Source organism: Caulobacter sp. GW821-FHT05F04 (genome assembly GCF_059419665.1).
The window spans coordinates 294,682-307,174 of record NZ_JBWKSF010000006.1; the positions used below are offsets into that span (position 1 = coordinate 294,682).

A 12,493-nucleotide genomic window follows, 5' to 3' on the forward strand; every position below is an offset into this window, starting at 1 on the left:
TACATGCCGCGCCTCACACGGACGAAACCGGATTTCTCGGGGTCGGACGCCTAGAAATTACGGATCAATCCCATGCAAAAGATCACGGCTTCGTTGAAGCCGGCCGAGGTCGAGAAGAAGTGGATCGTGGTCGACGCCCAGGACGCCGTTGTCGGCCGTCTGGCGACGTTCATCGCCATGCGTCTTCGCGGCAAGCACCGTCCTGACTACACCCCGCACGTCGATTGCGGTGACTTCGTCGTCGTCATCAACGCCGACAAGGTGAGGTTCACCGGCAAGAAGATGGACGACAAGGTGTACTACCGTCACACCGGTCACCCGGGCGGCGTCAAGGAAACCACCCCGCGCAAGGTGCTGGGCGGCAAGTTCCCGGAACGCGTCCTGGAGAAGGCCGTCGAGCGCATGCTGCCGAAGGAGAGCCCGCTGGCTCGCAAGCAGCTCACGCACCTGCTCATCTACAACAACGGCGAGCACCCGCACCAAGCGCAAAGCCCTGAAGTCGTCGACTTCGCGGCCCGCAACGCCAAGAACACCCGGAGCCTCTAAGCCATGACCGACGCACAAGGCTTTGAAGCGCTGGCCAGCCTGTCCAGCAACCCGGAAGCTGCCGCTCCGGTCGAACCCAAGATCGACGCCCAAGGCCGCTCGTACGCGACCGGCAAGCGCAAGAACGCGATCGCTCGCGTCTGGATCAAGCCGGGCAAGGGCTCGATCACGATCAATGGTCGTGACCAGGAAGTCTACTTCGCCCGTCCGGTGCTGCGCATGATGATCGCCCAGCCGCTGGAAGTGACCGACCGTCTGGGTCAATTCGACGTCATCGTGACCGTCGAAGGCTCGGGTCTGTCGGGTCAAGCCGGCGCCATCCGTCACGGCCTGTCCAAGGCTCTGACCTACTACGAACCCGGCCTGCGCCCGGTCCTGAAGCCGCACGGCTTCCTGACCCGCGACAGCCGCGTCGTCGAGCGTAAGAAGTACGGCAAGGCCAAGGCCCGCCGCAGCTTCCAGTTCTCGAAGCGCTAATCGCGACGATTACGTCTTACGGGAAGGGGCGCTTCGGTCAGGCCGAAGCGCCCCTTTTCATTTCTGTCTCTGTTTTCTGCTTCCTCTGGCTAGAGCCAGGATCGGAGTCCGCATGACCAGCGCCCCCAAGGTCTTCATCGACGGCGAAGCCGGCACCACCGGCCTGCAGATCCGCGAGCGCCTGACCGGCCGCACCGACCTGCAGCTGGTCTCGATCGACCCCGACAAGCGCAAGGACGCCGACGCCCGCGGCGAGATGCTGAACGGCGCCGACGCCGTGATCCTGTGCCTGCCCGACGATGCGGCCAAGGAGGCCGTGGCGCTGGTCGCCAATCCGAACACGGTGATCATCGACGCCTCGACCGCCTATCGCACCGCCGAGGGCTGGGCCTACGGTTTCCCCGAACTGGACAAGCAGCAGCGCGGCAAGATCGCCAAGGCCAAGCGCATCTCCAACCCGGGCTGCTACCCGACCGGCGCCATCGCCCTGACGCGGCCGCTGGTCAGCGCCGGCATCCTGCCGCCGGAACTGCCGGTCTCGTACAACGCCGTCTCAGGCTACAGCGGCGGCGGCAAGGCCATGATCGCCGAGTTCGAGGACGAAAGCATCGGAGGCTTCACCAAGGCCCCGTACCGGATCTACGGCCTGTCGATGGGCCACAAGCACGTGCCGGAAATGCAGATGCACGGCGGTCTATTGAGCCGGCCGATCTTCATGCCGGCCGTCGGCCGCTATCGCCAGGGCATGCTCGTCGAGATGCCGCTGCACTTCTCGACGCTGAACGGCGCGCCGTCGCTGGGCGACATCCACGCCGCCCTTCACAAGCACTACAAGGGCGAGAAATTCGTCGAGGTCGCCTCGCTCGAGGAAGCCAAGAGCCTGACGACCCTGGACCCGGAAGGCTTGAACGGCACCAATCGCCTGAAACTGTTCGTATTCGGCTCCGACAGCAGCGGTCAGGCGCGTCTGGTGGCGTTGCTGGACAATCTGGGCAAGGGCGCTTCGGGCGCGGCCGTTCAGAACATGAACATCGCGCTAGGCCTCAAGGAAGACGCCGGTCTCTGATCGGCGTCATACCCGCCAGCGATAGTGCCCGGCGGGCTTGTGCAGCTTGAACATCCAGAGGGGCTCCTCGCGGACGCCCTCGCCGATATTGTGCGTTACGCGGACATGCTGCGGGCCGTCGACCACGACGCCGAGGTGCGGACGGCCGCCAGCCAGCCGCCAGGTCAGGACGTCGCCGGGCAGCGGCGATTCGAACCCGTCGCCGCCGAAGGGGCGCCGGGCGGGCAGGGGCAGGCTGGCGCCTTGCCGCGTCAGGAAGGTCTCCAGGTTCAGCACCCGCCGGTGGTCGATATTGGCGTCAGGCTTGGTCAGACCCCATTCGCGGCGTGACGGATAGGCCGAGAAGGCCTTGAGCATGTCCTCGTGCACCTGCCGCTGCAGGTCGATGTCCCAGGCGTCGCGGGCGGCGCGGATCAGGACGTCGGAACAGACGCCGCTGGTGCGCAGCACGTCGCCGTTGGGATAGCCGATATTGCGGTAGCTGGGGTCGTAGTCGACCGTGACCCCGACTTGCTGGCGGGCCGCCGCGGCCAGCTTGCGGCCGGCGTCGGGAATCAGCGCGTGACTGACGTCGCTCGCCGCCGCGAAGGGCGCGACGACGGCCATCCCCAGAACGGTGCGGCGATCCAGCGTGAGCATGGCGCGGAAGCTTCGCCACGATCGCGGCGGCATTTGGGCGAACGTGGGTCTTGAAGGCCTCAGTCGTCGATCAAAACGCGCTGGGCGCCAACACGCGCGCTCTAGTCGTCGGACCTGACCAGGACGAACGAGCCCGGCGCTTCCTCCAGCGGCTTCAGAGGGCCCTTGGTCGGGTCACGAGCCGGGACCTGATCGCCCGAGCGCGCCTTCAGCCAGGCCGCCCAGTGCGGCCACCAAGAGCCCGGATGCTCCTGCGCGCCCGCGATCCATTCACTGACGTCGCCGGGCAGGCTCTCGTTGGTCCAGTGCTGGTACTTCTTGGCGTCCGGATGGTTGATCACGCCCGCGATATGGCCCGAACCGGCCATGGTGAAGGTCACGGGGCCGCCGAACGCCTTGGCCCCGCGATAGACGCTGCGATAGGGCGCGATGTGGTCGTCCTTGGACGACTGGACGTAGATGGGGATCTTCACTTTCGACAGGTCCAGGCGCTCGCCGCCCAGCGACAGCTTGCCCGTCGTCAGGGCGTTGTCCTTGTAGAAGTTGCGCAGATAGAACAGGTGCAGCGCCTTGGGCATCCGCGTCTGGTCGGCGTTCCAGAACAGCAGGTCGAACGGCCGCGGCTCCTTGCCCATCAGATAGTTGCTGACGAAGAACGACCAGATCAGGTCGTTGCCGCGCAGGGCGTTGAAGGTGTCGGCCATCGATTGGCTGGGCAGGAAGCCGCCGGCCTGGTCCATCTGCTGCTCGATCGACTGCAGCCATTCCTCGTTGGTGAACAGCAGAAGGTCGCCGGCTTCGGCGAAGTCCTGCTGGGCGGCGAAGAAGGTGGCCGAATTGATCCGCTTGTCGCCCCGCGCGGCCATGTGGGCCAGGGCGACCGACAGCAGGGTGCCGCCGATGCAGTAGCCGACCGTGTTGACCCGATCGACGCCGCACTGGGTCATGACCTGTTGAGTGGCGTCGTAGATACCTTCGAGCATGTAGTCCTCGAAGGTCTTGGCCGCGAGCTTCTGGTCCGGATTGACCCACGAGGCGACGAACACCGTGAAGCCCTGGCCGGTCAGCCAGCGGATCATCGAGTTCTCGGGCCGCAGGTCCATGATGTAGAACTTGTTGATCCACGGCGGGAAGATCAGCAGCGGGATCTCGCAGACCGTTTCCGTGGTCGGATCGAACTGCAGCAGTTGCAGGATGTCGTTCTGGTAGACGACCTTGCCGGGCGCCGTGGCGACGTTCTCGCCGACCTTGAACTTGGCCAGATCCGTCTGGCTGATCGCCAGCTGGCCGCCGCCGCGCTCCAGGTCGGCGGCGAAATTCTCCATGCCGCGCACCAGGCTCTGGCCCTGGGTCTGCACCACCTCGCGCAGGGCGGCGGGGTTGGAGATCAGGAAGTTCGACGGCGAGAAGGCGTCGGTCAGCATCTTGGTGAAGAACTCGACCCGGCGCTTGGCGCTAGGATCGACGCCCTCGACCTCGGCGATCAGGCCGTTCAGCCAGTTCGATGACAGCAGGTACGACTGCTTCATCAGGTCGAACATCGGGTTTGACGCCCAGTCCGGGTCGTTGAAGCGCTTGTCGCCGGCGGCGGGGGCGACAATGGGGGTGACCGCCTCGCCGGCGGCGCGGCGAGCGGTCGACTGCCACAGGTCCATGTACTGGCTGAAGAGGTCGGCCTGAGCCCGCATCAGCCGGTCGGGCTGGGCGGCCAGGCGGGTCATCACCTCGTTCAGGGCGGGCGCGACATGAAACGGGTCGGGGGTTAGGGCGGCGGGGCGATCGGCCTGGCGCAGCGCGGCTTCGGCGATCGCGCCCTGGGCGGTGACGGCGGCGCGGGCCAGGTTGGCCGAGAGGGTCTCGACCATCTTCAGCTGGTCGGCGGAGAGCACCTTTTCGAACGGCGGGAAGGGTGGGGGAGTCTGGCCGCCCTGGAAGCCCTCGGAAGTCTTGCCAGCCGATTCGGTTTTGGGCGGCGCCTCGGGAGCTTCTGGCCTGGACTTGGCCTTGCTTGCCTTCGGCGCGGCCTTGGCCTTGGGGGGGGCGATCTCGTCCTTGGGGGAAGCTTTCTTCCGGGCCTTGGGAGCCGCCTTCGCCGTGGCCATGAGGTTTCCTCCGCGTGCTATTGTCTTGTTCGCGAAAAGCGGCGCCGAACGCCTTTCGCTCGCCGCGATCATCGCATAAGACCAGAACCAATGAACGGCGAAACCCGCAAAATCGTACGTGTCGCTCTGATCGTCGGCCTGACGGCCGGCGTGGCCGCGTGCGCGACGCCGTTCTCGACCGCCAAGGTCGATCCCAGTTCGCCGATCGCCGCCCGCGCCACCGCCGCGGCCAAGGCCAAGGGCGAGCGCCGCAAGTTCTCGGACATCCCGGCGATCCCCACGGACGTACCGACCGCCGACCAGGTGCGCGCGGCCGTGGTGCAGCAGCAACGCGCCGGCGACGCCCTGACCACGGCCACCGCGCCCGGCACCTGGGAACTCAAGGACAGCGAGACCTACGCGGCCAAGGCCCGTCGCGACGCCAAGCCGCCCGCCTTCGAGGCGCCGACCGACGCCGATCGCGCCGCCACCGAAGCCTTCGCCCGTGACGCACGCGGCCGAGCTAGCGCGCCTCCGTCCCAGCCGAAATAGGCCGACGGAGGCATAATCTCCCTTGAACTGGCTTGGCGTGGCCCCGCTCGGGGTCTATCCATGCCCGACTTTTCGCTCCCAGAGCGCCGACGCGGCGCATAGAGCCCCCATGAGCACCGATTTTCACCGTATCCGCCGCCTCCCGCCTTACGTCTTCGAAGAGGTCAACAAGATCAAGGCGCGCCTCCGCGCCGAGGGGACCGACATCATCGACTTCGGCATGGGCAATCCGGACATGCCCACGCCCCAGCACATCGTCGACAAGCTGATCGAGACGGCGCGCGACCCCAAGGCGGGCCGCTATTCCGCCTCCAAGGGCATCCCTGGCCTGCGCAAGGCCATGGCCAACTATTACGGCCGCCGTTTCGGCGTGAAGCTGAACCCCGACACCGAGGTGATCGCCACGCTCGGGTCCAAGGAAGGCTTCGCCAACCTCGCCCAGGCCCTGACCGGTCCGGGCGACGTGATCATCTGTCCGAACCCGGCCTATCCGATCCACGCCTTCGGCTTCATCATGGCCGGCGGCATCATCCGCCATGTGCCGGCCCTGTCGCCGGAGGAGTACCTCTCCAACATCAGCCGCGCGGTGAAGCACTCCGTGCCGCCGCCCAGCGTGCTGATCCTGTCCTATCCGTCGAACCCGACCGCCCAGTGGGTGGATCTGGACTTCTATAAGGACGCCGTGGCGCTGGCCAAGAAGCACGACCTGCTGGTGATCAGCGACGTGGCCTATGGCGAGATCTATTTCGAGAACAATCCGCCGCCGTCGATCCTGCAGGTGGATGGGGCCAAGGACATCGCGGTCGAGGTCAACTCGCTGTCGAAGACCTACGCCATGGCCGGCTGGCGGGTGGGCATGGTGGTCGGCAACGCCCGCATCTGCGCGGCCCTGGCCCGCGTGAAGTCGTACCTGGATTACGGCGCCTATACCCCGGTGCAGGTGGCCGCGGCCACGGCGCTGAACGGCCCGCAGGATTGCGTCGACGAGATCCGCGGCATCTACAAGAGCCGCCGCGACACCCTGATCAAGTCGATGAAGGGCGCTGGCTGGGATATCCCCAATCCGCCGGCCTCGATGTTCGCCTGGGCCAAGATTCCAGAGGCCTATCGCGAGGCCGGCTCGATGCTGTTCTCGCGCCTGCTGATCGAGGAGGCCGGCGTCGCCGTCGCCCCGGGGATCGGCTTCGGCGAGTATGGCGAGGGCTATGTCCGGATCGGCCTGGTCGAGAACGAGCACCGCATCCGCCAGGCCGCGCGCAATGTGAAGAAATTCATCGCCAACGCCGACTCCATCCTGGCCAAGGCTCACAACAAGATGGAACAGGCCTGAGGGCTGGTTTCGACTCCAAGGACTCGAAGATGACGAAGAAGACCTGGCGCGTCGGCGTCGCGGGCCTCGGCACCGTCGGCGGCGGACTTCTGCAATTCCTGGCCGAGCGCCCGGACTTCGCGCCGGCCGGCGACCGGGCGGTGGTCACCGCCGTCTCGGCCCGCAACAAGACCCGCGCCCGTCCGGTCGACATCTCGAACCTGGCCTGGTTCGACGACCCGGTGGCCCTGGCCGCCTCGCCGGACGTCGACCTGTTCGTCGAACTGATCGGCGGCAGCGACGGCCCGGCCAAGGCCGCCGTCGAGACCGCGCTGAAGGCCGGCAAGCCGGTCGTCACCGCCAACAAGGCCCTGGTCGCGGTGCACGGCGCCGAACTGGCCGCCCTGGCCGAATCCCAGGGCGTGCCGCTGCTGTTCGAGGCGGCCGTGATGGGCGGCACCCCGGCTGTGAAGATGCTGCGCGAGGCCATGGTCGGCGACGACGTCGTCTCGGTCGCGGGCATCCTCAACGGCACCTGCAACTTCATCCTCACCGAGATGGAGAAGACCGGCCGCTCGTTCGCCGACGTGCTGCGCGAAGCTCAAGGCCTGGGCTATGCCGAGGCCGATCCGACCACGGACGTCGGCGGTTTCGACGCTGGCCACAAGATCAGCATCCTGGCCGCCCTGGCCTTCGGCTGCGCCCCGAACTTCGAAGCCGCCGAGATCGAGGGCATCAGCGATGTCGAGCTGCTCGACATCAAGCTGGCCAAGGATCTGGGCTACCGGATCAAGCTGGTCGCCAGCGCCGCCAAGACCGACGACGGCGTGGCCGTGAAGGTGCATCCCTCGCTAACCCCGCTGGACCATCCGCTGGCCCAGGCGGGCGGCGCGCTCAACGCGCTGTTCATCGAGGGCAAGCGCATCGGCCGGATCTTCATCCAGGGGCCGGGCGCGGGCGCGGGTCCCACCGCCGCCGCCGTGGCCGCCGACATCGCCGACGTGATGACCAAGGCCGTCCGCCCCGTGTTCCAGGCTCCGGCCGGCGCTCTGGCCCCGTTCATCGCCATCGATCCGGCCCGCGCGGTGGGCAAGGCGTATCTGCGGATCATGGTCAAGGATCAGCCGGGCGTGATCGCCGCCATCTCCGAGACCCTGGCCGAATGTGGCGTTTCGATCGACAGCTTCCTGCAAAAGCCCGTCGAAGGAGCGGGCGGCGTGCCGATCGTGCTCGTTACCCATGCGACGCCGGAATCGAAACTTCTGGACGCGATTAGCCGCATCGAAAAATTGCAGACCGTGCTAGAGCGTCCCCGCCTTCTGCGCGTCGCGCGCATCTAGACGACCCAGAAAACTGAGCGTTGAAGGCGACATTGGGAACAAGGCCGCCTTCTTCCGGGGCGGTCGGGAGAGACGGATGAGTTCGAACACCCTGGACCGCTCGCTGGTCCTGGACGCCGTTCGCGTAACCGAAGCCGCCGCCATCGCGTCGTGGACGATGCTGGGTCGTGGCGACGAGATGGCCGCCGACCAGGCCGCCGTCGACGCGATGCGCAACGCCTTGAACACGCTGGATATCGACGGCGAAATCGTCATCGGCGAAGGTGAGCGCGACGAGGCGCCGATGCTGTACATCGGTGAGAAGGTCGGCACGGGGAAGGGGCCCAAGGTCGATATCGCCCTGGATCCGCTAGAAGGCACGACCCTGGCGGCCAAGGCCCAGCCCAATGCTCTTACGGTCATGGCCTGGGCGCCCAAGGGCACGTTGTTGAACGCGCCCGACACCTACATGGACAAGATCGCCTGCGGTCCGGGCCTGCCCGCCGGGGTGATCGACCTGGACCGCTCGCCGGCCGAGAACATCAAGGCGATCGCCGACGCCAAGGGCGTGGCGGAGACCGAGATCACCGTCTGCGTCCTGGATCGTCCGCGTCACGCCGATATCATCGCCAAGGTCCGCGCCGCCGGCGCTCGCATCCATCTGATCACGGACGGTGACGTGGCCGGGGTGATCAACACCACCGATCCTTCGACCGGCATCGACCTATATCTGGGCTCGGGCGGCGCGCCGGAAGGCGTCCTGGCTTGCGCGGCGCTGAAGTGCGTCGGCGGACAGTTTCAGGGTCGCCTGCTGTTCCGCAACGCCGACGAGCGCGCCCGCGCCGCGCGCTGGGGCGTGACGGATCTCGACAAGAAGTACGACCTGCACGAGATCGTCCGGGACGAGGCGATCTTCGCCGCCACCGGCGTGACGCGCGGCGGGCTGCTGGACGGCGTCGTCTTCCGTGACGGCTGCGTCCACACCCATACGCTGGTGATGAACTCCTCGACGGGCACCGTCCGCGAGGTCCGCATGAAGCGGAAGGTCTGAGACCTTTCTGTCATGGCTGTCCTATAGGGCGGCCGTTCTGCTTTCGATTTCGAGGATTCCAGATGACCGCCTTTGTCGACCTGGCCGCCCGGCTCGCGGCCGAGCCGGCCGACGCCGCTCTCAAGGACGTGGTCCAGACGATCGCCGCGACCTGCGCGCGGATCAGCCGCGTCGTCGCTTCCGGCGCGCTCTCGGGCAGCCTGGGCGCCGCGGGCAGCACCAACGTCCAGGATGAGGAGCAGAAGAAGCTCGACGTCATCACCAACGACATGCTCAGCGACGCCCTGAAGGCCTGCGCCGCCGTCGCCGGCCTGGCCTCTGAAGAGCTGGAAGAAGTCGAGCCGACCGGCCGTGTGGGCGGCTATCTGGTGACCTTCGACCCGCTGGACGGCTCCAGCAATATCGACGTCAACGTCTCGGTCGGGACGATCTTCTCGGTGCTGCCCGCGCCAACGGGCCACGCGCCGACGGAAGCTGACTTCCTTCTATCGGGCAGAAACCAGGTCGCCGCCGGTTACGCCGTCTACGGCCCGCAGACCATGCTGGTCCTGACGCTGTCGGGCGGCGTCGACGGCTTCACGCTCAGCGCCGACGGCCAGTGGCTGCTGACCCACCCGAATCTGGCGATCAAGGCCGACTCGGCCGAGTTCGCGATCAACATGTCCAACCAGCGCCACTGGGCGCCGCCGGTGCGCCGCTACATCGACGGCTGCCTGGCGGGCAAGGACGGCCTGCGGGGCAAGAACTTCAACATGCGCTGGGTGGCTTCGATGGTCGCCGACGTCCACCGCATCCTGATGCGCGGCGGGATCTTTCTGTACCCGTGGGACGCCCGCGAACCGGCCAAGCCGGGCAAGCTGCGTCTGATGTATGAAGCCAACCCGATGAGCCTGCTGATCGAGCGGGCGGGCGGCAAGTCGATCGAGGGCTTGGCCGACATACTCGACATCCAGCCGACCAAGCTGCACCAGCGCGTGCCGGTGGTGCTGGGTTCGGCCAACGAGGTCGAGCAGGTTCGCAGCGAGGTTCAGGCGGGCTAAGCGATAGCCGAAAGTGGTCGCCGGTTTTGGCGGCCATCGCGCGCCAAGCAAAGACTCCCTGCGTCCGGGCCTGTCGTCTCGGCGCCGCATGGTCCGAATCCACGTGACCAGCTACTCTCCAGCGATGCCCGCCGATGGTGTCACCGATATTTCCGCCAGCGCCTTGCCCAGCGCTTTTCTGGGCGTCGAACGCTCGCTGAGCGGCCGCGCCTGGCGCGAGCGGCCGGCCGACATGGCCGTGGTGCGCGACATCCAGCAGCGTCACGGCCTGACCGAGCCCCTGGCCCGGGCCCTGGCCTCGCGCGGCGTCTCGCTGGAGCAGGCTGAGCACTATCTGCGTCCGACCCTGAAGGCGCTGTTTCCGGACCCGTCCAGTTTCACCGACATGGACCGGGCCGCCGAGATCCTGATCGACGCCCTGGAGCGAGGCCGCCCGACCATGGTCTTCGCCGACTACGATGTCGACGGGGCCACCAGCGCCGCCCAACTGGTCCGCTGGTTCCGGTATATGGGCGTCGAACTGCCTATCTATATTCCCGACCGCCTGACCGAGGGCTATGGCCCCAGCCCGGCGGCGTTCAAGACGATCCGTGACGGCGGGGCCGAGCTGGTCGTGACCCTGGACTGCGGCGCGGCGGCCTATGACGCCATCGCCAGCGCCGCCGAAATCGGCCTGGAGGTCGTGGTTATCGACCACCACCTGATGCGCGAGGATCCGCCAGCCGCCGCCGCCGTGGTCAACCCGAACCGTCCCGGTTGCCAGAGCGGGCAGGGGGTCTTGGCCGCCGCCGGGGTGACCTTCGTGCTGCTGGCCGCCCTGAACCGCGAGGCCCGCAAGCGCGGCCTGTTCTCCGATGAGCGGCCGCAACCGGACCTGCGCCAGTGGCTCGACCTCGTGGCCCTGGGCGAGGTCTGCGACGTCACCCAGCTGGTCGGCTTCAACCGCGCCCTGACGGCGCTGGGCCTGCGGACCATGGGCGCCTGGGCCAATCCAGGGCTGAAGGCCTTGTTCGAGGTCGGCAAGGGCTCGGGCGAGCCGTCCGTGTTCCACGCCGGCTTCATCCTGGGGCCGCGTATCAACGCCGGCGGCCGCATCGGGCGCTCGGACCTCGGCGCCAAGCTGCTGTCGACCGACGATCCTCTGGAAGCCGCCGCCCTGGCCGAGGAGCTGGACGGTCTCAACACCGAGCGCAAGGCTGTCGAGGCGGCCGTGGTCGAAGAGGCCGCGGCCGTGCTGGAGCGCGGCAACTTCAACACCGACGCGCCCGTCATCGTGGTGGCCGGCGAGGACTGGCATCCCGGCGTCATCGGTATTGTCGCGGGCCGTTTGCGCGAACGCTATCGCAAGCCGGTGGTGGTCATCGGCGTCGACCGCGCCGCCAATGTCGGCAAGGGCTCGGGCCGCTCGCAGCCCGGCGTCAATCTGGGCCGCGCCATCCAGGCCGCTTTCGAGGCGGGTCTGCTGATGGCCGGCGGCGGCCACGCCATGGCGGCCGGCCTGTCGATCCGTCCCGAGATGATTCCAGAGTTCCGCGCCTTCCTGGAGGAACGCTTGGCCGGTGAGATGGAGGCTGTGGGCGTCGAGTCGGTCGAGATCGACGCCCTCGTGCAGCCGCGCGCGGCGAATCGGGCGCTGCTCGACGACTTCCAGCGCCTGGCCCCGTTCGGCCCCGGCAATCCCGAGCCGATGTTCGCGCTTACCCAGGTGAGGCCCGACCGGGTCTCGGCGCTGAAAGGCGGCCACGTGCGCATGGACCTCGTGGGCCCCACGGGCGACCGCATCAAGGCCATCAGCTGGCGCAGCGCCGAAACGCCGCTGGGCCAGCGTCTGCTGGCGGGCGGCGGCGCGCTGGATGTCGTCGGCAAGCTGAAGCCGGACGATTACATGGGCCGCAACGGCGTCCAGTTGGAGATCGAGGACGCCCATGATCCCAGAGCGCGATACTCAGAATAGACCCTTTGCCACAGGCGTCGTGGGCGGACTGAAAAAATGACTTTCGCCCGCTTGCGCACCCCTAAGGTCGCGGCTATACACCCGCTTCCTCGCGGGGCCGTGGTCCCTTCGTCTATCGGTTAGGACGCCAGATTTTCAATCTGGAGAGAGGGGTTCGACTCCCCTAGGGACTGCCACCCGCGAGGCTATATATCGGCTATGTTCCGCTTCGGCGACGATGTGGTCCCTTCGTCTATCGGTTAGGACGCCAGATTTTCAATCTGGAGAGAGGGGTTCGACTCCCCTAGGGACTGCCACTTTCGGCTGTATTTCAGAATTGTTTCTGTGTTGTTTCTGCGACGAAATGTCGCGGAACGCCTTTGTGCGCCGTTTTGACGTGATTTCGTCATTGACGGCTCTCCTCACGCGAGAACACTGTTCTCGTAGTGCTCGCTCCGATGGGCTGATTGGGCGAGCCAG

Annotated in this window: 11 protein-coding genes and 2 tRNA genes; 11 read left to right on the forward strand and 2 right to left on the reverse strand. The window is 67.0% G+C overall.

Translation table 11 applies throughout. From position 1 onward, the window contains the following. Positions 1-72: 72 nt before the first annotated feature. From rplM to argC, 3 genes are all read left to right on the forward strand, one after another. A complete protein-coding gene (gene rplM / locus AC07R7_RS17540; protein ID WP_494636050.1) occupies positions 73-546 on the forward strand; it encodes a 50S ribosomal protein L13 in 474 nt (157 codons plus the stop codon). 3 nt (positions 547-549) lie between these two features. Then, positions 550-1,023 carry a 30S ribosomal protein S9 gene (rpsI, locus tag AC07R7_RS17545; protein ID WP_492840062.1) on the forward strand — a complete coding sequence of 158 codons (474 nt, stop codon included), beginning with the start codon at positions 550-552 and terminating at the stop codon, positions 1,021-1,023. A 112-nt stretch (positions 1,024-1,135) separates the two neighbouring features. Beyond that, positions 1,136-2,089 carry an N-acetyl-gamma-glutamyl-phosphate reductase gene (gene argC, locus AC07R7_RS17550; protein WP_494636051.1) on the forward strand — a complete coding sequence of 318 codons (954 nt, stop codon included), beginning with the start codon at positions 1,136-1,138 and terminating at the stop codon, positions 2,087-2,089. Positions 2,090-2,095: 6 nt separating this feature from the next. Here the strand turns inward: argC and AC07R7_RS17555 are convergent, their stop codons facing one another. Together AC07R7_RS17555 and AC07R7_RS17560 are read right to left on the reverse strand one after the other, a co-directional pair. Beyond that, positions 2,096-2,728 carry a DUF1287 domain-containing protein gene (locus AC07R7_RS17555; RefSeq protein WP_494636052.1) on the reverse strand — a complete coding sequence of 211 codons (633 nt, stop codon included), beginning with the start codon at positions 2,726-2,728 and terminating at the stop codon, positions 2,096-2,098. Positions 2,729-2,829: 101 nt separating this feature from the next. Next, positions 2,830-4,593, reverse strand: coding sequence for a class I poly(R)-hydroxyalkanoic acid synthase (locus tag AC07R7_RS17560; protein WP_494636113.1), 1,764 nt, complete (start codon positions 4,591-4,593; stop codon positions 2,830-2,832). Between the two features lie 327 nt (positions 4,594-4,920). Between AC07R7_RS17560 and AC07R7_RS17565 the strand changes: the two genes are divergently transcribed. From AC07R7_RS17565 to AC07R7_RS17600, 8 genes are all read left to right on the forward strand, one after another. After that, positions 4,921-5,361 carry a hypothetical protein gene (locus tag AC07R7_RS17565; RefSeq protein ID WP_494636053.1) on the forward strand — a complete coding sequence of 147 codons (441 nt, stop codon included), beginning with the start codon at positions 4,921-4,923 and terminating at the stop codon, positions 5,359-5,361. Positions 5,362-5,470: 109 nt separating this feature from the next. Beyond that, positions 5,471-6,691 (forward strand): LL-diaminopimelate aminotransferase, encoded by a 1,221-nt coding sequence (locus AC07R7_RS17570; protein ID WP_125158118.1) that lies wholly within the window; start codon positions 5,471-5,473, stop codon positions 6,689-6,691. A 29-nt stretch (positions 6,692-6,720) separates the two neighbouring features. After that, positions 6,721-8,010, forward strand: a complete 1,290-nt coding sequence (locus tag AC07R7_RS17575; RefSeq protein WP_494636054.1) for a homoserine dehydrogenase — start codon at positions 6,721-6,723, stop codon at positions 8,008-8,010. Positions 8,011-8,086: 76 nt separating this feature from the next. Next, the gene (glpX, locus tag AC07R7_RS17580; protein WP_492840056.1) at positions 8,087-9,040 is read left to right on the forward strand and encodes a class II fructose-bisphosphatase; all 954 of its coding nucleotides are present in this window, start codon (positions 8,087-8,089) and stop codon (positions 9,038-9,040) included. A 62-nt stretch (positions 9,041-9,102) separates the two neighbouring features. Next, complete coding sequence (locus AC07R7_RS17585) at positions 9,103-10,080, forward strand: class 1 fructose-bisphosphatase (RefSeq protein WP_494636055.1); 978 nt, start codon at positions 9,103-9,105, stop codon at positions 10,078-10,080. 124 nt (positions 10,081-10,204) lie between these two features. Then, the gene (gene recJ / locus AC07R7_RS17590) at positions 10,205-12,034 is read left to right on the forward strand and encodes a single-stranded-DNA-specific exonuclease RecJ (RefSeq protein WP_492884402.1); all 1,830 of its coding nucleotides are present in this window, start codon (positions 10,205-10,207) and stop codon (positions 12,032-12,034) included. A gap of 101 nt (positions 12,035-12,135) precedes the next feature. Then, a tRNA-Glu gene (locus tag AC07R7_RS17595) sits at positions 12,136-12,210 on the forward strand. 45 nt (positions 12,211-12,255) lie between these two features. Next, positions 12,256-12,330, forward strand: a tRNA-Glu gene (locus AC07R7_RS17600). The last annotated feature ends 163 nt before the right edge of the window (positions 12,331-12,493 follow it).

Coding starts and splice junctions, on each gene's coding strand:
- rplM (WP_494636050.1), top strand. CDS start 73: ATGCAAAAGATCACGGCTTCGTTGAAGCCGGCCGAGGTCGAGAAGAAG.
- rpsI (WP_492840062.1), top strand. CDS start 550: ATGACCGACGCACAAGGCTTTGAAGCGCTGGCCAGCCTGTCCAGCAAC.
- argC (WP_494636051.1), top strand. CDS start 1,136: ATGACCAGCGCCCCCAAGGTCTTCATCGACGGCGAAGCCGGCACCACC.
- AC07R7_RS17555 (WP_494636052.1), bottom strand. CDS start 2,728: ATGCTCACGCTGGATCGCCGCACCGTTCTGGGGATGGCCGTCGTCGCG.
- AC07R7_RS17560 (WP_494636113.1), bottom strand. CDS start 4,593: ATGGTCGAGACCCTCTCGGCCAACCTGGCCCGCGCCGCCGTCACCGCC.
- AC07R7_RS17565 (WP_494636053.1), top strand. CDS start 4,921: ATGAACGGCGAAACCCGCAAAATCGTACGTGTCGCTCTGATCGTCGGC.
- AC07R7_RS17570 (WP_125158118.1), top strand. CDS start 5,471: ATGAGCACCGATTTTCACCGTATCCGCCGCCTCCCGCCTTACGTCTTC.
- AC07R7_RS17575 (WP_494636054.1), top strand. CDS start 6,721: ATGACGAAGAAGACCTGGCGCGTCGGCGTCGCGGGCCTCGGCACCGTC.
- glpX (WP_492840056.1), top strand. CDS start 8,087: ATGAGTTCGAACACCCTGGACCGCTCGCTGGTCCTGGACGCCGTTCGC.
- AC07R7_RS17585 (WP_494636055.1), top strand. CDS start 9,103: ATGACCGCCTTTGTCGACCTGGCCGCCCGGCTCGCGGCCGAGCCGGCC.
- recJ (WP_492884402.1), top strand. CDS start 10,205: ATGCCCGCCGATGGTGTCACCGATATTTCCGCCAGCGCCTTGCCCAGC.